Origin of the sequence: Terrabacter carboxydivorans (assembly GCF_039532035.1) — a bacterium.
In the GTDB taxonomy this organism is placed as follows: domain Bacteria; phylum Actinomycetota; class Actinomycetes; order Actinomycetales; family Dermatophilaceae; genus Terrabacter; species Terrabacter carboxydivorans.
Genome location: NZ_BAAARE010000010.1, coordinates 158825 through 176429, shown reverse-complemented (window position 1 = coordinate 176429; position 17605 = coordinate 158825). Strand labels below are relative to the sequence as shown.

The window sequence follows — 17605 nt, the reverse complement described above, 5'->3', positions numbered from 1 at the left end:
GCGCTCGCACTCCCGAGCGCGGCGGACGGCATACGGACCACTCCCCCCGCTCTGGGAGGATGTGGGCATGGCTTCGCTCGCTGACGCAACCCCGCCCATCGCGCTCGGGGCGCTCGACGGTCGCTACCGCGGCGCCGTCGCGCCGCTCGTCGACCACCTCTCGGAGGCGGCCCTGAACCGGCAGCGCGTGCACGTCGAGATCGAGTGGCTGATCCACCAGACGAGCCACGGCGTCGTGCCGGGCGTGCGCAGCCTCACCGACGGCGAGGTCGCGGCCCTGCGCCGGGTCGTCGACGACTTCGGCACCGACGAGGTGGCCGAGCTCGGCGAGATCGAGCGGGTCACCGTCCACGACGTCAAGGCCGTGGAGTACTTCCTCAAGAAGCGCCTGACGGCGATCGCCCCGGCGGACGAGGACAAGGGCCTCGCGGAGCTCATCCACTTCGGCTGCACGAGCGAGGACATCAACAACCTCTCCTACGCCCTCATGGTCAAGGGCGCGGTCGACCAGGCGTGGCTGCCCAAGGCGCAGGCGCTCGTCGCGCAGGTCTCGGAGCTGGCGCGCGAGCTCAAGGACGTCCCGCTCCTGGCGCACACCCACGGCCAGCCGGCGACGCCGACGACGATGGGCAAGGAGCTCGCGGTGCTCGCGCACCGCCTCGGCCGCCAGCTGCGCCGCATCGAGAAGCAGGAGTACCTCGGCAAGTTCAACGGCGCGACGGGCACGTTCGGCGCCCACGCCCTGGCGCTGCCCGACGTCGACTGGCCGGCCGTGTCGCGCGCCTTCGTCGAGGGCCTCGGCCTGACGTGGAACCCGCTGACGACCCAGATCGAGAGCCACGACTGGCAGGCCGAGCTCTACGCCGACGTGGCCCGCTTCAACCGGATCCTGCACAACCTCTGCACCGACGTGTGGACCTACATCTCGATGGGCTACTTCGCCCAGGTACGCGGCCAGGGCACCGTCGGCTCGAGCACCATGCCGCACAAGGTCAACCCGATCCGCTTCGAGAACGCCGAGGCCAACCTCGAGGTGAGCAACGCCCTGCTCGACGTCCTCGGCGGCACCCTCGTGCAGAGCCGCCTGCAGCGCGACCTCACCGACTCGAGCATGCAGCGCAACATCGGCACCGCCTTCGGTCACTCGATGCTCGCGCTCGACAACGTCGCCCGTGGCCTCGCCGGTCTCGACGCCGTGCCCGAGCGCATGGCCGCCGACCTCGAGGCCAACTGGGAGGTGCTGGGCGAGCCCATCCAGTCGGCGATGAGAGCCCTTGGTGCGCAAGGCGTCCCGGGCATGGAAGAGCCCTACGAGCGGCTCAAGGAGCTGACCCGCGGCCGGCGCATCGACGGCGACGACCTGCGCGAGTTCGTGCGCGGGCTCGGCCTGCCCTCCGACGTCGAGGCCCGCTTCGTCGCGCTGACGCCGCAGACCTACACCGCGCTCGCGAGCCGGCTCGTCGACGACTACCTCGCCTGACGGCACACACCGACCCGACCTCGGTCGACCCCTCCCCCGGTGAGGGGTCGACCGGCTAGCGTGTGAAGGCATGTCCCGCCCACGCGCCGCCACGCTCCGCGACATCGACGAGGCCGCCCTCGCGCTGCCCGAGGTGACGCGCGACCCCGCGAGCGGGGGCCGCCCCGCCTACGCCGTGCACGGCGCCACCTTCGCCTTCGCCCGCGAGCCCCGCAAGGACGCCCACGACCCGCAGACTGGTGAGCCCTACGAGGACGTCCTCGTCTTCCGGTGCACGGCGGAGGACAAGGAGGCGATGGTCGGCGACCCCGACTCGCCGTGGTTCACGACGCCCCACTGGAACGGCTACAACGCCGTGCTCCTCCTCGAGCGCGACCTCGGCCGGCTCACGGCTGACGAGGTCCGGGAGGTCGTGACGGACGCGTGGCTCGTCCGCGCGCCCAAGCGACTCACCCGGCAGCACCTCGAGAGTCTGCAACCGTAGGACCGGAATACCCCGCAGGGGTATGGTGTTGCCAACGACGAGGGAGGTGCCATGGCTGGATACACCGGCAGCAAGGACGACTACCTGAAGCGGCTGCGCCGCATCGAGGGCCAGGTGCGTGGCGTGCAGAAGATGGTCGACACCGACACCTACTGCATCGACATCCTGACCCAGGTCAGCGCGATCACCAAGGCGCTGCAGGCCGTCAGCCTCGGCCTGCTCGAGGACCACGTCGCGCACTGCGTCGTCGACGCCGCCCGCGAGTCCGATGAGGCCGCGGCCGAGAAGGTGCGCGAGGCCGCCGACGCCATCGCCCGCCTCGTGCGCAGCTGAGCACCCCACCGACGCCCACCGACGTCCACCGACCCCGTCCGCCCAGGAGGCACCCGATGAGCCAGACCACCCAGACCGAGATCACCGTCGCCGGCATGACGTGCGGCCACTGCACCAACGCCGTGAGCAGCGAGCTGTCGGCGCTGCCCGGCGTCGTCGCGGTCGCGGTCGACCTGCACCCCGGTGAGGACTCCCCCGTCACCATCACGAGCGAGGCCCCCCTCGACCCGGCCGTCGTCGCCGACGCCGTCGCCGAGGCCGGCTACAGCCTCCGATGAGCGAGGGCCGGGCACCGGTGACGACGACCGAACGGACTCCCGACGAGGTTCGCCTCGCCATCACCGGCATGACCTGCGCCTCCTGCTCGGCCCGCATCGAGCGCAAGCTCGCCAAGGTCGCGGGCATCGAGTCCGCGACCGTCAACCTCGCCACGGAGAAGGCGCTGGTCTCCTTCAACGCGCCCGTCACGATCGAGCAGATCGTCGCCGAGGTGAAGAAGACCGGCTACGGCGCCACCGTCATCGACGGCTCGCGCCCCGCCTCCTCGCCGACCGCCTCGCAGACTCCGTATGCCGCGTCGCCCGAGAGTGCCCCCGCCGGGCCCGCCGGGCCGGCCGGTTCTGCCGGTCCCGAGGACGGTGGTCCGGCCAGGCCCGCGGCCGGAGCGCTGCTCGAGAAGCTGCGCGCCCAGGAGCTGGCCCGCCAGAGGGTCCGCCCCGCGCCGGAGCCGTCGGCCCAGTCGCTCCCGAACCGGACGCCTTCGACTCAGCCGTCCTCGACCCAGCCGTCCTCGACCCAGGCACGGACGGCCCCAGCGGCATCGACCCAGGCGGCCACCCGGCATACGCCATCGACCGTGTCGTCGGGCTCGGCGCACGACTCCGGCGCGCACGCGGGCGCCGGGGGTGAGGACCACCTCGGGCACACCCCGGCCCAGAACGTGCTCCGGCCGCGGCTCGTCGTCGCGATCGCGCTGACCGTCCCGGTGCTGCTGCTCGCCATGGTGCTGCCGTCGTTCGGCGCGAGCCCGTGGCTGCAGCTGCCGCTCGCCACGCCCGTCGTCTTCTGGTGCGCATGGCCCTTCCACCGCGCCGCGGCCGTCAACGCCCGCCACCTCGCCTCGACGATGGACACCCTCGTCTCGCTCGGCGTGCTCGCGGCGTGGGGCTACTCCGTCGTCGAGCTGCTGCAGGGCGGCATGCACCTCTACTTCGAGGTCGCCTCGGTCGTCACGACGTTCCTGCTCGTCGGCCGCTTCCTCGAGGCGCGCGCCAAGGACTCCGGCAAGGACGCCCTGCGGTCGCTGCTCGACCTCGGCGCCAAGGACGTCTCGGTGCTGCGCATCGACCCGCAGTCCCGGATCACGAGCGAGGTGCGCATCCCCGTCGACCAGCTCGTCGTCGGCGACCAGTTCGTCGTGCGACCCGGGGAGAAGGTCGCCACCGACGGCGTCGTGCTCGACGGCTCGAGCGCGGTCGACGCGAGCCTCGTCACCGGCGAGTCGACCCCGGTCGACGTCACCCCCGGCGACGGCGTCACCGGCGGCTCGATCAACACGACGGGACGCCTCGTCGTCGAGGCCCGCAAGGTCGGCGCCGACACGATGCTGGCCGGCATCCAGCGGCTCGTGGAGACCGCGCAGACGGGCAAGGCCGACGTGCAGCGCCTCGCCGACCGCGTCTCGGCGGTCTTCGTGCCCGTCGTCCTCGTGCTCGCGCTCGTCACCTTCGTCGCGTGGCTCGCGACCGGGCACGACCTCGGCACGGCGCTGGCCGTCGCCGTCACGGTCCTCATCATCGCCTGCCCGTGCGCGCTCGGGCTCGCGACACCGACGGCGCTGCTCGTCGGCACCGGTCGCGGCGCCCAGCTCGGCACGCTCATCAAGGGCCCCCAGGTGCTCGAGGACACCCGCCGCGTCGACACCGTCGTGCTCGACAAGACCGGCACCGTCACGACCGGCGAGCTGCGCCTGCGGAGCATCGCCGTGCGCGGCCGGCTGTCGAAGAAGGCAGCGCTCACCGCGGCGGCGGCGGTCGAGCTCGGCAGCGAGCACCCCATCGCCCAGGCCGTGGTCGCCGGCGCCAGGCTCGCCCGGCTCGAGCTGCCCCGCATCCACGACTTCGAGGCCAACCCCGGCGAGGGCGCCACCGCGCGCATCAAGGACACCGAGGTCACCGTCGGCAAGGCCGTCCTCTTCGAGAGCGTCGACCCGCAGCTGCTCGAGCACGCCCGTGCCAGCGCGGGCACGACGGTCTTCGTCGGCTGGGACGGCGTCGCGCAGGCCGCGCTCACCGTCGAGGACACCGTGCGCGACTCGTCCCGGGCCGCCGTCGAACGGCTGCGGGCGCTCGGCCTCACCCCCTACCTGCTGACGGGTGACAGCGCCTCCAACGCCCGCAGCGTCGCCGAGCAGGTCGGCATCGACCCGGCCCACGTGCGCTCCGACGTGCTGCCGGCGCAGAAGCACGCCGTCGTCACCGAGCTGCAGAAGGCCGGGCGGGTCGTCGCCATGGTCGGCGACGGGGTCAACGACGCTGCCGCCCTCGCCCAGGCCGACCTCGGCCTCGCGATGGGCTCCGGCACCGACGTCGCGATGGACTCGGCCGACATCGTGCTCGTGCGCCCCGACCTCGACGCGGTCGGCGACGCGATCGGCCTCTCACGCGAGACGCTGCGCATCATCAAGCAGAACCTCGCGTGGGCGTTCGGCTACAACACGGCCGCCATCCCGCTCGCCGCGTTCGGCCTGCTCAACCCGATGATCGCCGGGGCGACGATGGCCCTGTCGTCGGTGCTCGTCGTCAGCAACTCGCTGCGCCTCAAGCGCTGGGGCCGCTGAGATCTCCTCTAGGCTCCTGCGCCGTGGCAGTCCTCAGCGACCTCGTGCAGCGTGCCGGCCTCGAGATGCAGGCCGTCCTGCTCCCGGCGGCCGACCTCGGCTGGGAGGTGCGGGCCGGTGACCTCGACTGGACCTGCTTGGCCACCGCGGCCCACCTCGCCGACGACCTCTTCTCCTACGCGTCCCAGGTCATCGCCCAGCCGGAAGTGGGCTACCTCCCGATCGAGGCGGTGATCGAGCCGTCGGCGGGCAACGCCGAGATCCTGCGCGCCGTGCAGATGTGCGGTCGGCTGCTGGCCCTGGCTGTCGACTCGATGCCTGCCGAGGCCCGCGCCTGGCACCCCTACGGGACCTCGGACCCGGAGGGCTTCGCCGCGATGGGGGTCGTCGAGGTGCTCGTCCACTGCTACGACACCACCCGGGGCCTGGGACTCGACTGGGCACCGCCGGCGGAGTGCTGCTCCCCCGTCCTCGAGCGTCTCTTCCCCGACGCGCCGCAGGGCGACCCCTCGGAGGTGCTGCTCCACGTCACCGGTCGCGCCGCCCTCGCGGACCGGCCGCGCCTGACCCAGTGGGCGTGGGACTCGTCGGTCAGGGCGCCGTCGACCTGAGATCGCGACGGCGGTGCCCTAGGTTCGGGGCATGGTGGCCTTCGTGAAGTCGGTGACGTTCGACTGCTCCGACCCGCTGCGGCTCGCGGGCTTCTGGGCCGCTGCGCTCGGCTCGAACGTCGACGAGGACAGCACGGACCGGCGAGCGTGGGTCGAGCCGGCCGGCTGGGGTGGGCCGACCCTGTGGTTCCAGCCCGTGCCCGAGGGCAAGACCGCGAAGAACCGGCAGCACTTCGACCTGCGGGCCGTCGGTTCGGTCGAGGCCGAGGTGGACCGCCTCACGGCCCTGGGCGCGACGGTCATCGGCCGCGACGGGGACCTGGTCGTCATGGCCGACCCGGAGGGCAACGAGTTCTGCGTCGAGTCCTGACGCGGCGTCGATAGCCGACCCGAACCGAGCCGAGTCGCATCCGCAGTTTGACGCACGCGGCCCGCTCTGGTGGGCTCGGGTCTCCGACGGCGGACCGGTCGTCGGTGACGACAGGGGAGGTCAGACGGTGACGTCGACGACGACTGCATCACGCCCGGCGCCGCCGGACGAGGACCGCGGGACACGGCTCGGAGCGGGGCTCTGGTCCAGCCCGTGGGTGGTGCCGGTCGCTGCCCTGCTCGGCTGGTTCGTCGGCCTGCTGCCGTGGCTCGTCACGCGATCGCGGCAGGGCACCTTCGGCACGCCGTGGAACCCGCGCAACGACCTGCGCGACGCCCTGCTGCCGTACCACCACCAGCTGCTGCCGCTGCTCGTCGTCGTCGCGGTCGTGGCCGGGATCCTGGCCGGGAGCGCCCCCTGGTGCGCCACCGCCCGTCGCTCGCGACGCCTCGTCCTCGCCGCACTGACGACGCTCGGCGCCCTGCTCGGGGCCGGCTGGTCGGTCGTCCAGACCCTTGCCCCCGACCCCGACCTCGGCGGCTCCGGCGCGACGGCCGACCGCGTGCGTCTGGCGTTCGTCGCGGTGACCGTCGCGGGTGCGCTGCTCGGCCTCGCCCTCGGCCTGACGGTGTCCCTCGCCGGCGCAGCGGTCCGGGCCGTGGCGGCAGCGCCGGCAGCCGTCTTCGTCGCCGACTGGCTGGGCCGGGTCGTGCTCGCCGGCGTCGGGTCACCGGGCCCGACGTGGCTGTCGACGCTGATCGCCGCCCTATCCGGTGCCGCCGTCGGCCTGGCACTGACGCGAACCGCACGGTCCCACCCCGTGGCCCGCGTCGCCGCCTGGGCCTGCTCGCTCGGCCTGCTCGTCGTCACCGCGTCGGCGCTGACGGCGATGCGCTACGTGCTCGAGGCATTGCGCGGCACACCGATCCGTGGCGACGCCCTCTCCGAGCTGCTCGCCGACGGCGTCCGCGTGCTCGGCGGCTCGTTGGAGGCGAACCTCACCGCGGGGGGTCCTCCACCGGCGGCGCCGCTCGTGGCTGTCGTCGTCGCGGCGGCGGTCGGTGCCGTCGGCACGCTCCTCGTCGCTCGCGCCTCGAGGTCGAGGGACGGCGCCGGGCGAAGCCTCCCCCACCCACGGAGCTGACCGTCGAGCCTCGTGCACCGGCTCCTGGGGCATCCGGGCACCCTGACCCGGCCACCCCGGCAAACCGGGCACGACCGCGGCGGCGCGCGACACGGCATACGCCCTCGGGACGACGAAACGGCGGCCACCCCAGAGGGGTGACCGCCGTTCGCGTGCGAGTTGAGGGCGGGTCAGATGGTGACCTTGCCGCCGGGGGTGTCGAAGGTGACCGACAGCAGGCCGGGCGTGCCGTGCGGCGCGACGAACGTGAAGTCGATCCCGCCCTTGTCGAAGGTGTCCTCCGGGCCGAGCCACTCGCGCACGCGCTTGGGGTCACCGGCGATCTGGAGGTTGTCGATGGAGACCGACGTGTCGGCGCCCGCGGAGGGGTGCACCGTCATGTCGTCCCACTCGATGAAGTAGGGGACCTGGGGGTCGGCCATGAGGCCCTTGATGCCGAGCTGGCGCCACTTGAGCTCGGTGCCGTCGGGACGGTGCCGGTTGCCGGGCACCGACTCGCGGCCGAGGCGCTCCTCGACGACGCTGATGTCGTCGACGGCGACGACCCAGCCGAGCCAGCCGCCGCCGGCCTCGGAGGCGGCACGGACGGCCTGGCCGAAGGGGGCCTTGTCGCTGGCCGGGTGGTCCAGGACCTCGACGACCTCGAGGTAGTGGTCCTTGGCCAGCGGGAAGATGACGTTGCGCGTGCCGAACCGGGGATGCACCCCGCCGTCGACCGGCGCGACGCCGATGAGCTCGGACAGGCGGGCGGCCGTGGCCTTGAGGCCACCAGCCTCCGCTGCATAAGAGACGTGGTCAACTCGCATACAGAACATCGTGACACACGCGAAGGGGTGCTCTTGACCACCCCTCCCCACCGGCTGCGGGGCTCGCCACACCCGTCACATGGATGAAACCTGAACGTCATCGCGTATGCCGTCTCGCGGGCTCCCGACGGCGCCCTCAGGGGGTGCCGGGTCAGCGGGCGTCGCGCTGGCGGACGGCCTCGTAGAGCACGATCGCGGCCGACGCGGCGACGTTGAGGCTGTTGGCCAAGCCGAACATGGGGATGCGGACGCGGTGCGTGGCAGCGTCGAGCAGGGTGCGGTCGGCGCCGTGCTTCTCGCTGCCGACGGCGATGGCGACGCGGCCGGTGTAGTCGACGTCGGTGTGGAGCAGGTCGGTCTCGGGGGTCGTGACGACGAGGCAGATGTCGTTGGCGCGGATCCACTCGAGGGCCTCGGCCGTCGTGGCGCTCGCGGCCGGGACGGCGAAGACGGTGCCCTTGCTCGCGCGCACGACGTTGGGGTTGCCCCAGTCGGTGACGGGGTCGGCCGCGATGACCGCGTCGACCCCGGCGGCGTCGGCGGTGCGGAGCATGGCGCCGAGGTTGCCGGGCTTCTCGACGCCCTGGCTGAGCAGGGTCAGGTGGTCGGGGCCGTCGACGCGCAGGTCGGCGAGCGGGACGCCGATGCGGTCGACGACGGCGATGAGCCCGTCGGGGCCTTCGCGGTAGCTGACCTTCTCGAAGGCGCCGCGGCTGAGGTGCACGACCTCGACGCGGTCGTCGCGCAGGCGCGCGAGCAGGTCGACCTGGTGGCCGATGTCCTGGGACCCGGCGCGGCCGGCGGGGCTGAAGAGCTCCTCGCAGACGTAGACCGTGCCGGGGCGCACGCCGGCCGACAGGGCGAGGCCGATCTCCTCGTAGCCCTCGACGAGCGTCTGGCCGGTCTCCTCGCGGGTGCGCCGGCGGCGCAGGCCGAGGAGCGCCTTGAGGCGGGGGTTGGCGGCCGAGGTGATGGTCAGCTCGCGGGTGGGGTGCGTCGGGTTCGTCATGGCGCGCCCAGCATCCCACTGACGCCGGTTCGCCACACGACCTGCGCTTCGTGTCACGGGCTGCTGGGCGAACGGCCGCCCGTGACACGAAGCGCAGTCCGTGTCACGGGTGCAGGCGGCCGCCCTTGAGGATGCGGTCGACGGCGTTCTTCGGGGCGTGCAGCGCGAGGCCGACGAGGTCGAGGTCGGCGGCGGGGACCCCCGCGACGGCGGCGCGGTTGTCGGCGTCGTGGCCGGTCGCGAACATCTCGCGCGTGTAGACGGCGAGCGCCGTGCCGCGACGGAGCGCCCGCTCGTGGGCCGAGGTCATCGTCGCAGCCGCGCCCTCGAAGACGAGGACGGGCATGCCGAGCAGGGGCAGGTAGGAGTGCCCGTCACCGTCGGCATACGGCTCCCCGACGAGCTCCGGGTGGGCCGCGGTGACGCCGCTGACGAGGAACGCTGTGACGTTGAGGCGTTGCCAGGGCTCGAGGTCGTCACGGACGAGGACGGCGATCTTGGTGTCGAAGGGCGGGGTCAGCAGGTCGCTCATGCGCCGATGGTCCGGCGCGGTGGCGACCACCGTCTTGTACGTCGTTGATCCTCGGCAGTCCGGGCGGCAGGTCGGGCGCGAGATCGCGCAGGTGGTGTCGCCCCACGACAGCGGGCGCCCGACCACACGCCCGATCACGTATGCCGGGTGGCCGCGTCGCGGCCGTCCGTGCCGTCAGGTGCCGCGCTGGTAGCGGCCGGGGGTCGTGCCGAGGAAACGCTTGAAGTGGCGCGTCAGGTGCGCCTGGTCGTAGAAGCCGGACTCGGTCGCCACGAGGGCTGCCGGGACGCCGTCGCGCAGTCGCCGTCGGGCGAGGTCGAGCCGACGGCCCACGACGTACTGGTGCGGGGCGATGCCGTATGCCGTGACGAACGAGGGCACGAGGTGCGGTGTCGTGACCCCGAGCGAGGCCGCAACCGCGGCGATGCCGTCGGTGCCGACCGGGTCCGCGTCGAACCTCTCGCGCGCCAGCGCCGCGACCCGGCCACCGGCGAGCCGGACGCCCGCGGACCGGGCGGTGGTCGCAGGCTCGGCGACACGGCATACGAGATGGGCGGTGAGGCGCTCGACGACGAGGGCGAGGCGCGACTCGGCCTCGAGGTCGTCGCGGGCGACGAGGGCGCGGTCGAGCAGCGAGACCGCGTGACGCAGGTCGGCGTCCGGGACGAGCGGGGCGTCGACGGCCCGGCCGACGAGGTCGGGTGCGATGACGTCCTCCTCGAGGTAGACGACGCGCTTGCGGAAACCCGCCGACGTCAGCGCCCGGCCGTCGTGGACGACGTGCGGCGGCAGCAGCGTCACGCCGGAGCGGACGGCCGTGTGGTCGTGCCGGTCGAGGTCGTAGCCGATGACGCCGTCGTCGACGACGAGCAGGGTCCACGTGTCGTGGGTGTGGCCCGGGTAGGCGTGGTCGTGCCACTGCGCGTGGAAGACCTCCGCGACACCCGCGACGGCGGGCCGCCACGACAGCGTGCGATCGGTCGGGACCTCCACTCCGGCACCGTAACCCCGAGCACGCTCCTAGGGTGAGGTCGTCCGGCGAGAACGGCCCGGGCGGCCTGAGGAGGACCTGTGGCGGAGCAGACGGCATACCCGCGACTCATGCACACCGCGCTCGACACGGAGGACGCCCGCGGTCTCGCGGAGTTCTACCGCGAGCTGCTCGGGCTGCACTACCGGCCCGGCGACGAGCCGCCTGTGGAGGGCCGGGACGACGCCGACTGGCTCGTGCTGCTCGACGCCGACGGGGTGCGCCGACTGGCCTTCCAGCGGGTCGAAGGCCCGCTCCCCCGCGCGACGTGGCCATCGCACGACGTGCCGATGCAGCTGCACGTCGACTACGCCGTGCCGTCGGTCGGTGAGCTCGACCGGCACCGGGAGCGGGCCGTCGCCCTCGGGGCGCACGTGCTGCTCGACCGCACCGACGACGAGGAGGAGCCGCTCGTCGTCCTGGCCGACCCGGCCGGCCACCCGTTCTGCCTGCTCGTCGCACCGTGAACGCCCCGGCTGTCGGAGTGCCGGCGTAGCGTGCGAGAGCACGGACAGCGAAGACGCACCGACGACCCGGGAGGCGCTCGAGACCATGACCACTCTCGAAGGACGGCCCAACACGGCCCTGCTCGTCATCGACGTCCAGAACCAGGTGGTCGCGGACGCCTGGGACCGCGACGGCGTCATCGGCCGCATCAACACGCTCGTCGACAGGGCGCGGGGCGAGAACGTCCCCGTCATCTGGGTGCAGCACTCCGACGACCAGATGGCCCGCGACTCGGACGGGTGGCAGCTCGTCCCCGAGCTCACGCTCGCCGACACCGAGCCGGTCGTGCACAAGCGCTACGGCGACTCGTTCGAGGACACCGACCTCGAGACGCTCCTCGCCGAGCGGCAGGTCGGGCGGCTCGTCGTCGCCGGGGCGCAGACCGACGCGTGCATCCGCTCGACGCTGCACGGCGCCGCCGTCCGCGGCTACGACACGACGCTCGTCGGGGACGCCCACACGACCGAGGACCTGCGCCAGTGGGGCGTGCCGGTCAGCCCCGAGCAGGTCATCGCCCACACCAACACGTACTGGAGCTGGTCCGACGCCCCGGGCCGCACCGGCGAGGTCACGCCGGCGGCCGAGGTCGACTTCGGAGCGCGCTGACCGGCGCCCCTGCGCGCGACGGTCGCCGGCTGCCGGGCGCCCGCTCCCGGCCTGACGGCCCGGCCCTGCCGCCACCTAGGCTGGGCCCATGCTCGACGCGCTGGCCGCCCTGCCCTTCTGGCAGGCCCTCCTCGCGCTGTTCGCGAGCGCCATGGTGCGGTCGAACGGCACCTACTGGGTGGGTCGCGGCGCGATCGCCGGCTGGCGCCGCCACCGCGGGGAGCACGGCGAGCTGACCGCACGGGCCGAGCGGCTGGTCAGCCGCTTCGGGCCCTTCGCCGTCACCCTCTCCTACCTCACCGTCGGCATCCAGACCGCCATCCACCTCACCGCGGGAGTCGTCCGGATGCCGCTGCGGTGGTACGTGCCGGCGGCCGTCGTCGGGTCGGTCGTCTGGGCCGTGCTCTACGCGACGGTCGGGCTCGCGGTGGTGCAGGCGTGGGTCGCGGCCGAGGCCGGGTCGTGGTGGGGTCTGCTCGTCGTCGCCCTCGTGGTCGCCGGCCTCGTCGGCTGGCTCGTGGCCCGGCGCCACTCCGCCGCTGCCGACGCCGGAACAGGCACTCGCAGTGGGGCGGAGTCGAGCGAACGCCCCGCACCGGTCGAGTCGCCGGCGTCCTGACACGATCCGAACACGAGCGTGACGTGGGGGGCGCCCCCGCTCACTACGCTGCGAAGCGTGACCGTCCCGTCCGACCACCGCGCCGGCCTGCCCGCCGACCACGGCCGCGGACTCGTGCTCGTCGTCGAGGACGAGCCTGCCATCGCCGACGTGCTGCGGCTCAACCTGCGCGCAGCCGGCTACGGCGTCGAGGTCGTCGGGGACGGCGCGAGTGCGCTCGACGCGGCCCGCGACCTCAGGCCCAGCGCCATCGTGCTCGACATCGGCCTGCCGGTGCTCGACGGCATCGAAGTGTGCCGGCGCCTGCGCGGTCGCGGCGACTGGACGCCCGTCCTGTTCGTGACGGCCCGCGACGACGAGGTCGACCGCATCGTCGGCCTCGAGCTCGGCGCGGACGACTACGTCACCAAGCCCTTCTCCCCGCGCGAGCTCGTGGCACGTCTCGGGGGCGTGCTGCGGCGCACGCGCGGGGAGACGAACGCCCCGGAGGTGCTGCGCTTCGGGGAGCTCTCCCTCGACCTGACGAGCCACGAGGTCAGGATCTCGGGTCGCGAGATCGCCCTGACCGCAACGGAGTTCGACCTGCTGAGCCATCTGCTGCGACGGCCGGGGGTCGTCTTCACGCGCGAGCAGCTGCTGAGCGACGTGTGGGGGTATGCCGCGACCGCCGGTGCCCGCACCGTCGACGTCCACGTGGCGCAGGTCCGCGCCAAGCTCGGTGACGCGAGCCCGATCCGGACGGTGCGCTCGGTCGGGTATGCCGCCGAGCGGGCTCCGCGTGACCTCGCACCTGGCGCCCCCGGCGTCCCGCCCACTCCCGAGGGCCCTTCGCCCAGCAGCTCCGCCGACCCCAGCAGCTCCGCCGACTCCGGCACCGCCGCCGACCCGAGCAAGTCGACCGACTCCAGCCACTCCGGGCCCCGCCCGTGACCACCGGACGCGGCTCGCTCTCCCGGCGGATCGTGCTGCTCGCCGTCGGGATCGCCGTGCTCACCGCCCTCCTCGCCGGGCTGCTCGCGGTCGGCCTGACCCGGACGTCGGTCGACGACGCAGCCCGGAGCACGCTCGCGCGGATCGCCGACGCCGCCGCCGAGCGGGCCGACTCCGGCGCCGCAGCACGCGTCGCGCAGAACCGCGCCGTGCGCACGCTGGGCGCCCTCGGCATCGAGTCCGCGAGCATCGGCCGGGGCGGCGCCGTGGCGTCGACGAGCCCTCTCGCCCGGGCTGCCTTGACCCCGGCGCGCCAACGGGACCTGCTCGCCGGCGGCGCCGTCTCGGCGCGCGACGACGTCGGCGGGACCCTGGTGCTCATCGAGGGACGTCCCACCGACGCGGGGGGCATCGTGCTGGTCCAGCGCCGGTCCGACGCCACAGCCGACTCCGACCGGCTCGTGCGACGCGTGCTCCTGGCGCTGCTCATCGCCGCGGCCGTGGCCGTGATCGTCTCGGTCGCCGTGGCCCGACGGCTGTCGAGGCCGCTGCGGCGCACTGCCGACGCCGCCCACGCGCTCGCCGCCGGCCGGCGCGACGTGCAGGTGCCCGTCGAGGGCCCGGACGAGGTCGCCGAGGTCGCGAGCGCCCTCAACTCCCTGTCCGCGTCGCTGACCCGGTCCGAGGGGCGCCAGCGCGACTTCCTCCTGTCGGTGTCGCACGACCTGCGGACGCCGCTCACCGGCATCAGCGGCTACGCCGAGTCGCTCGCGAGCGGCGTCGTGCCGCCGGAGGAGACGGCCCGGGTGGGCGGCGTCGTGCTCACCGAGGCGAAGCGCCTCGAGCGGCTCGTCGGCGACCTGCTCGACCTCGCCCGTCTCGGCGCCGACCGGACCAGCGTCGCGCCGGAGCGCACCGACCTCGTCACCCTCGGCCGGGAGGTCGAGTCCGTCTGGGCGCGACGCTGTGCCGCCGTCGGCGTCCCCTTCGCCTTCGTGCCGGCCGTCACCGACGCGTGGACGGTCACCGACCCGGCCCGCGTGCGCCAGCTCGTCGACGGCCTGCTCGAGAACGCCTTGCGGGTCACCCCCGCCGGCCGGCCCGTCGTCGTCGAGGTCCGCCGGGAGGGCGCAGCCGACATCGTCGAGGTTCGCGACGGCGGACCGGGGCTGACCGACGACGACCTCGCCGTGGCCTTCGAGCCGTCGGTCCTGCACGAGCGCTACCGCGGCATCCGCCCCGTCGGCACCGGCCTCGGGCTCGCCATCGTCGGACGGCTGGCCCAGGTGCTCGGCGGCACGGTCGAGGCCGGTCACGCACCGGAGGGCGGGGCGCGCTTCACCCTGCGCCTCCCCCGCCCGGCCACCCCCTGACGACAGGGGGGCGCGGAGGCCGCAGACGGCATACCCGATGGACGGGCCGATGGTCCTGCGAACAGCGGGTCGGCCACCCACCAGCCGCAGCAGCATCCGCACGATCATCCGCAGGTCCATGGCCGGGTCGGTCCGCCGCGCGGAATGGGCCGACGCCACTCGCGGTTGACCACCGCATGACCACCTGGGGATTCATCGGAAGCGGCAACATCGGCAGCACCGTCGCCCGGCTCGCGATCGCAGCCGGACACGACGTCGTGCTCAGCAACAGCAGGGGTCCCGAGACCCTCGCGGACCTCGTGGACGAGCTGGGGCCCCACGCCCGCGCGGCCACGGCGCAGGAGGCAGCAGCGGCCGGCGACGTCGTCGTCGTCGTGACGATCCCGCTCAAGGCCTACCGCGACGTCCCGGCCGAGGAGCTCGGCGGCAAGGTCGTCATCGACACGATGAACTACTACCCGCAGCGCGACGGCCAGATCGAGGCACTCGACGACGGCACCACGACGAGCTCGGAGCTGCTCCAGGCGCACCTGCCGCAGTCCCACGTCGTCAAGGGCTTCAACAACATCTTCTTCCAGCACCTGCGCGACCTCGCACGCCCGGCGGCCGACGCCGGGTCCGACGAGCGCAGCACCCTCGCCATCGCCGGCGACGACGCGGACGCCAAGCAGACGGTGCGCCGGGCGCTCGACGCCCTCGGCTACGACACCCTCGACCTCGGCCCGCTCGCCGAAGGGTGGCGCACCCAGCCCGGACAGCCGGCGTACGGCACGCAGTACGCCGTCGACGAGAGCGACTGGGCAGCCGGCGCCCGCCGGGTCGGCAGCGACGAGCTCGCCGGACTGGCGACTCGCGCGACCCGCGAGGCCTGACCCGCCAGCCCTGACCACCAGCCCTGACCGCCAAGCCTGACCCGGCACCCTCGACAGGACATTTGGGCACTGGCCGGAGCGCACCTACACTGGGCACCGAGGGGAGTACTTCCTCGCGCGCTCCGGTCAGTACGGCGGTCCCACGACCGCCCCGGTCCGCGGCCGACGGCAGTCGGTGAAGGAGACCTCAGACATCGTTCTGAGGAGACCCATGCTCACTGCACTGTCCTCCGCCGTCACGGAGGCTCCCTCGGCGGCCACCGCCCCCACGGCCGAGTCGATCGGCTCACCGACGCTGTGGATCGCGACGATCGCCGGCATCGCGGCGCTCTTCGTCGTCGACTTCCTCATCACCCGCCGCCCGCACGACCCGAGCATGCGCGAGGCCATCGGCTGGTCGGCCTTCTACATCGCCATCCCCGTCGTCTTCGGCGGCTGGCTCTGGTGGCAGTACGGCTCGCAGCAGGGCATCGAGTACTACACCGGCTACCTCGTCGAGAAGTCGCTCTCGGTCGACAACCTCTTCGTCTTCATCATCCTGCTGTCGGCCTTCGCGGTGCCGCGCGAGCTGCGCCAGCGGGGGCTGCTCATCGGCGTCGGCGGAGCGCTCGTGCTGCGCGGCATCTTCATCGCGCTCGGCGCGCAGATGATCGCGAGCTTCGCGTGGACCTTCCTGCTCTTCGGCGCGATCCTGCTGGCGACCGCGGTCAAGGTGGGCCGCGACGCCCTGTCGGACGCCGACCACAGCATCGACGTCGACCAGCTGCGCAGCGTCAGGCTGATCCGCCGCTTCTACCCCGTCACCGACACCTACGAGGGCACCAACCTCACGGTGCGCAAGAACGGCAAGCGCGCCCTGACGCCGCTCGCCCTCGTCGCCGTCGCCATCCTCGGCACCGACATCGTCTTCGCGATCGACTCGGTGCCCGCGGTCTACGGCATCACCGGCGACCCCTACCTCGTCTTCGCGACGAACGCCTTCGCCCTGCTCGGCCTGCGCGCGCTGTACTTCGTGCTCGAGGGCGCCCTGGCCAAGCTGGTGCACCTCGGGCACGGCCTGTCGCTCATCCTGGCCTTCATCGGCGTCAAGCTCGTCCTGCACTGGGCGCACGGCGTGTGGCCGGGCGTCCCGGAGATCCCGACGCTGCTCTCGCTGGGCGTCATCCTCGGCATCCTCGCCGTCGTCACCGTGACGAGCATCCTCAGCAACCGGCGGGCCGAGCGCGCGTCGTCCGCAGGGGCCGCGGGCGAGCCCGAGGACGAGCAGTCGTCGGTGCCGCAGGGCTGAGCCGGCCACACGGCATACGCCGTATGCCGTGTGGCGACGTCAGGAGGGAGGCGCTCCGCTGGGTGCGGGGCGCCTCCCTCGTGTGCCGCCCTCCCGGCCCGTCTCCGGTCGGGCGGTGCCTCAGCTCGTCGCGCTTGGGGAGGGTGAGGCGGCGGGCCGGGACGTCATGATCTTGAAGACGACGAGTCGGGCCGTCGGGTTCGTCGCGCCGACGCCGGTGACGAGGGCCTTGGCGCCGACCTTGACCGCGCCGATGGTCGAGTCGACGCCCTTGCCCTGGGACCGCTCGCGCACCTTGGTGTCGGTGCCGACGGAGTAGGTGAGCGTGAAGCCGTCCTTGGCCTTGACGGTGATCGAGGTGGCGGTGACGGCGGTGACCTCGCCGCGCACGGCCTGGTGCGTGACGGGCCCGCTCTTGCTCTCGGTGACCCAGGTGCCGTGCAGGGCGCGGAGCAGGCGGGCTCGCAGACCCTTGCGGTCGTCCTTGTCGCGCTGACCGGAGGCGCCGGGCGGCGTGGTGGGGGTGGTGTCGGCCGCCGGTGTCACGAGGGCGGCGTTCACGAGGTCGACGGTGTCGCTGTCACCGGCTGCCTGCTGGGACTGGGAGCCGATCGCGCTGGCGGCGGCGGCTGTGGAGTCGGTCTTGGAGCAGGCACCGAGGGTGAGGCTGCCGAGGAGCAGGACGGCGCCGCCGAGGGCGGTCGAGGTGCGCTTGAGGCCGGTCGTCCGGCGCGTGTCGGTGTTCATGACCCCTACGTTCGCGCACCCGGGT

The 17605-nt window shown here is 73.4% G+C and carries 20 protein-coding genes; 15 read left to right on the top strand and 5 right to left on the bottom strand.

The window, feature by feature from the left end:
• The first annotated feature begins 67 nt into the window (after nt 1-67).
• From purB to ABD297_RS12770, 8 genes are all read left to right on the top strand, one after another.
• The gene (gene purB, locus ABD297_RS12805; protein ID WP_344255334.1) at nt 68-1480 is read left to right on the top strand and encodes an adenylosuccinate lyase; all 1413 of its coding nucleotides are present in this window, start codon (nt 68-70) and stop codon (nt 1478-1480) included.
• A 70-nt stretch (nt 1481-1550) separates the two neighbouring features.
• On the top strand, nt 1551-1964 hold the full coding sequence (locus tag ABD297_RS12800) for an MmcQ/YjbR family DNA-binding protein (RefSeq protein WP_344255333.1): 414 nt from the start codon (nt 1551-1553) through the stop codon (nt 1962-1964).
• A 51-nt stretch (nt 1965-2015) separates the two neighbouring features.
• On the top strand, nt 2016-2297 hold the full coding sequence (locus ABD297_RS12795) for a metal-sensitive transcriptional regulator (protein ID WP_344255332.1): 282 nt from the start codon (nt 2016-2018) through the stop codon (nt 2295-2297).
• Between the two features lie 56 nt (nt 2298-2353).
• The gene (locus tag ABD297_RS12790) at nt 2354-2575 is read left to right on the top strand and encodes a heavy-metal-associated domain-containing protein (RefSeq protein WP_344255331.1); all 222 of its coding nucleotides are present in this window, start codon (nt 2354-2356) and stop codon (nt 2573-2575) included.
• The gene (locus tag ABD297_RS12785; RefSeq protein WP_344255330.1) at nt 2572-5136 is read left to right on the top strand and encodes a heavy metal translocating P-type ATPase; all 2565 of its coding nucleotides are present in this window, start codon (nt 2572-2574) and stop codon (nt 5134-5136) included. The genes ABD297_RS12790 and ABD297_RS12785 overlap by 4 nt, the downstream gene beginning before the upstream one ends.
• A 23-nt stretch (nt 5137-5159) precedes the next feature.
• Nucleotides 5160-5747 carry a hypothetical protein gene (locus ABD297_RS12780; protein WP_344255329.1) on the top strand — a complete coding sequence of 196 codons (588 nt, stop codon included), beginning with the start codon at nt 5160-5162 and terminating at the stop codon, nt 5745-5747.
• A gap of 31 nt (nt 5748-5778) precedes the next feature.
• Nucleotides 5779-6117: a VOC family protein gene (locus ABD297_RS12775; RefSeq protein WP_344255328.1), complete on the top strand. Its 339-nt coding sequence runs from the start codon at nt 5779-5781 to the stop codon at nt 6115-6117.
• 127 nt (nt 6118-6244) lie between these two features.
• Nucleotides 6245-7261: a hypothetical protein gene (locus ABD297_RS12770; protein ID WP_344255327.1), complete on the top strand. Its 1017-nt coding sequence runs from the start codon at nt 6245-6247 to the stop codon at nt 7259-7261.
• A gap of 170 nt (nt 7262-7431) precedes the next feature.
• On the opposite strand, the gene ABD297_RS12765 is transcribed toward ABD297_RS12770, so the two are convergent.
• The 4 genes from ABD297_RS12765 to ABD297_RS12750 form a co-directional block, all read right to left on the bottom strand.
• On the bottom strand, nt 7432-8067 hold the full coding sequence (locus ABD297_RS12765) for a VOC family protein (protein ID WP_344255326.1): 636 nt from the start codon (nt 8065-8067) through the stop codon (nt 7432-7434).
• A gap of 151 nt (nt 8068-8218) precedes the next feature.
• Nucleotides 8219-9076, bottom strand: coding sequence for a TrmH family RNA methyltransferase (locus ABD297_RS12760; RefSeq protein ID WP_344255325.1), 858 nt, complete (start codon nt 9074-9076; stop codon nt 8219-8221).
• A gap of 103 nt (nt 9077-9179) precedes the next feature.
• Nucleotides 9180-9608, bottom strand: a complete 429-nt coding sequence (locus ABD297_RS12755) for a DUF2000 family protein (protein WP_344255324.1) — start codon at nt 9606-9608, stop codon at nt 9180-9182.
• Nucleotides 9609-9782: 174 nt separating this feature from the next.
• Nucleotides 9783-10601 (bottom strand): AraC family transcriptional regulator, encoded by an 819-nt coding sequence (locus ABD297_RS12750; RefSeq protein ID WP_344255323.1) that lies wholly within the window; start codon nt 10599-10601, stop codon nt 9783-9785.
• 78 nt (nt 10602-10679) lie between these two features.
• Here ABD297_RS12750 and ABD297_RS12745 point away from each other — a divergent pair, with 78 nt between their 5' ends.
• From ABD297_RS12745 to ABD297_RS12715, 7 genes are all read left to right on the top strand, one after another.
• Complete coding sequence (locus ABD297_RS12745) at nt 10680-11105, top strand: VOC family protein (protein ID WP_425581166.1); 426 nt, start codon at nt 10680-10682, stop codon at nt 11103-11105.
• 85 nt (nt 11106-11190) lie between these two features.
• Complete coding sequence (locus ABD297_RS12740) at nt 11191-11751, top strand: cysteine hydrolase family protein (RefSeq protein WP_344255322.1); 561 nt, start codon at nt 11191-11193, stop codon at nt 11749-11751.
• Nucleotides 11752-11839: 88 nt separating this feature from the next.
• Nucleotides 11840-12370: a DedA family protein gene (locus ABD297_RS12735; protein ID WP_344255321.1), complete on the top strand. Its 531-nt coding sequence runs from the start codon at nt 11840-11842 to the stop codon at nt 12368-12370.
• 57 nt (nt 12371-12427) lie between these two features.
• The gene (locus ABD297_RS12730; protein ID WP_344255320.1) at nt 12428-13300 is read left to right on the top strand and encodes a response regulator transcription factor; all 873 of its coding nucleotides are present in this window, start codon (nt 12428-12430) and stop codon (nt 13298-13300) included.
• Nucleotides 13297-14673 carry a HAMP domain-containing sensor histidine kinase gene (locus tag ABD297_RS12725; RefSeq protein WP_344255319.1) on the top strand — a complete coding sequence of 459 codons (1377 nt, stop codon included), beginning with the start codon at nt 13297-13299 and terminating at the stop codon, nt 14671-14673. The genes ABD297_RS12730 and ABD297_RS12725 overlap by 4 nt, the downstream gene beginning before the upstream one ends.
• Nucleotides 14674-14849: 176 nt before the next feature.
• Complete coding sequence (locus tag ABD297_RS12720; protein WP_344255318.1) at nt 14850-15545, top strand: NADPH-dependent F420 reductase; 696 nt, start codon at nt 14850-14852, stop codon at nt 15543-15545.
• 211 nt (nt 15546-15756) lie between these two features.
• Nucleotides 15757-16833 carry a TerC family protein gene (locus ABD297_RS12715; protein ID WP_344255317.1) on the top strand — a complete coding sequence of 359 codons (1077 nt, stop codon included), beginning with the start codon at nt 15757-15759 and terminating at the stop codon, nt 16831-16833.
• A gap of 120 nt (nt 16834-16953) precedes the next feature.
• On the opposite strand, the gene ABD297_RS12710 is transcribed toward ABD297_RS12715, so the two are convergent.
• On the bottom strand, nt 16954-17580 hold the full coding sequence (locus tag ABD297_RS12710; RefSeq protein ID WP_344255316.1) for a hypothetical protein: 627 nt from the start codon (nt 17578-17580) through the stop codon (nt 16954-16956).
• Nucleotides 17581-17605: the final 25 nt, after the last annotated feature.

What these genes read in the sequence shown, in the direction of transcription:
- purB (WP_344255334.1), top strand. Translation starts at nt 68, where the DNA reads ATGGCTTCGCTCGCTGACGCAACCCCGCCCATCGCGCTCGGGGCGCTC.
- ABD297_RS12800 (WP_344255333.1), top strand. Translation starts at nt 1,551, where the DNA reads ATGTCCCGCCCACGCGCCGCCACGCTCCGCGACATCGACGAGGCCGCC.
- ABD297_RS12795 (WP_344255332.1), top strand. Translation starts at nt 2,016, where the DNA reads ATGGCTGGATACACCGGCAGCAAGGACGACTACCTGAAGCGGCTGCGC.
- ABD297_RS12790 (WP_344255331.1), top strand. Translation starts at nt 2,354, where the DNA reads ATGAGCCAGACCACCCAGACCGAGATCACCGTCGCCGGCATGACGTGC.
- ABD297_RS12785 (WP_344255330.1), top strand. Translation starts at nt 2,572, where the DNA reads ATGAGCGAGGGCCGGGCACCGGTGACGACGACCGAACGGACTCCCGAC.
- ABD297_RS12775 (WP_344255328.1), top strand. Translation starts at nt 5,779, where the DNA reads ATGGTGGCCTTCGTGAAGTCGGTGACGTTCGACTGCTCCGACCCGCTG.
- ABD297_RS12765 (WP_344255326.1), bottom strand. Translation starts at nt 8,067, where the DNA reads ATGCGAGTTGACCACGTCTCTTATGCAGCGGAGGCTGGTGGCCTCAAG.
- ABD297_RS12760 (WP_344255325.1), bottom strand. Translation starts at nt 9,076, where the DNA reads ATGACGAACCCGACGCACCCCACCCGCGAGCTGACCATCACCTCGGCC.
- ABD297_RS12755 (WP_344255324.1), bottom strand. Translation starts at nt 9,608, where the DNA reads ATGAGCGACCTGCTGACCCCGCCCTTCGACACCAAGATCGCCGTCCTC.
- ABD297_RS12740 (WP_344255322.1), top strand. Translation starts at nt 11,191, where the DNA reads ATGACCACTCTCGAAGGACGGCCCAACACGGCCCTGCTCGTCATCGAC.
- ABD297_RS12735 (WP_344255321.1), top strand. Translation starts at nt 11,840, where the DNA reads ATGCTCGACGCGCTGGCCGCCCTGCCCTTCTGGCAGGCCCTCCTCGCG.
- ABD297_RS12720 (WP_344255318.1), top strand. Translation starts at nt 14,850, where the DNA reads ATGACCACCTGGGGATTCATCGGAAGCGGCAACATCGGCAGCACCGTC.
- ABD297_RS12715 (WP_344255317.1), top strand. Translation starts at nt 15,757, where the DNA reads ATGCTCACTGCACTGTCCTCCGCCGTCACGGAGGCTCCCTCGGCGGCC.
- ABD297_RS12710 (WP_344255316.1), bottom strand. Translation starts at nt 17,580, where the DNA reads ATGAACACCGACACGCGCCGGACGACCGGCCTCAAGCGCACCTCGACC.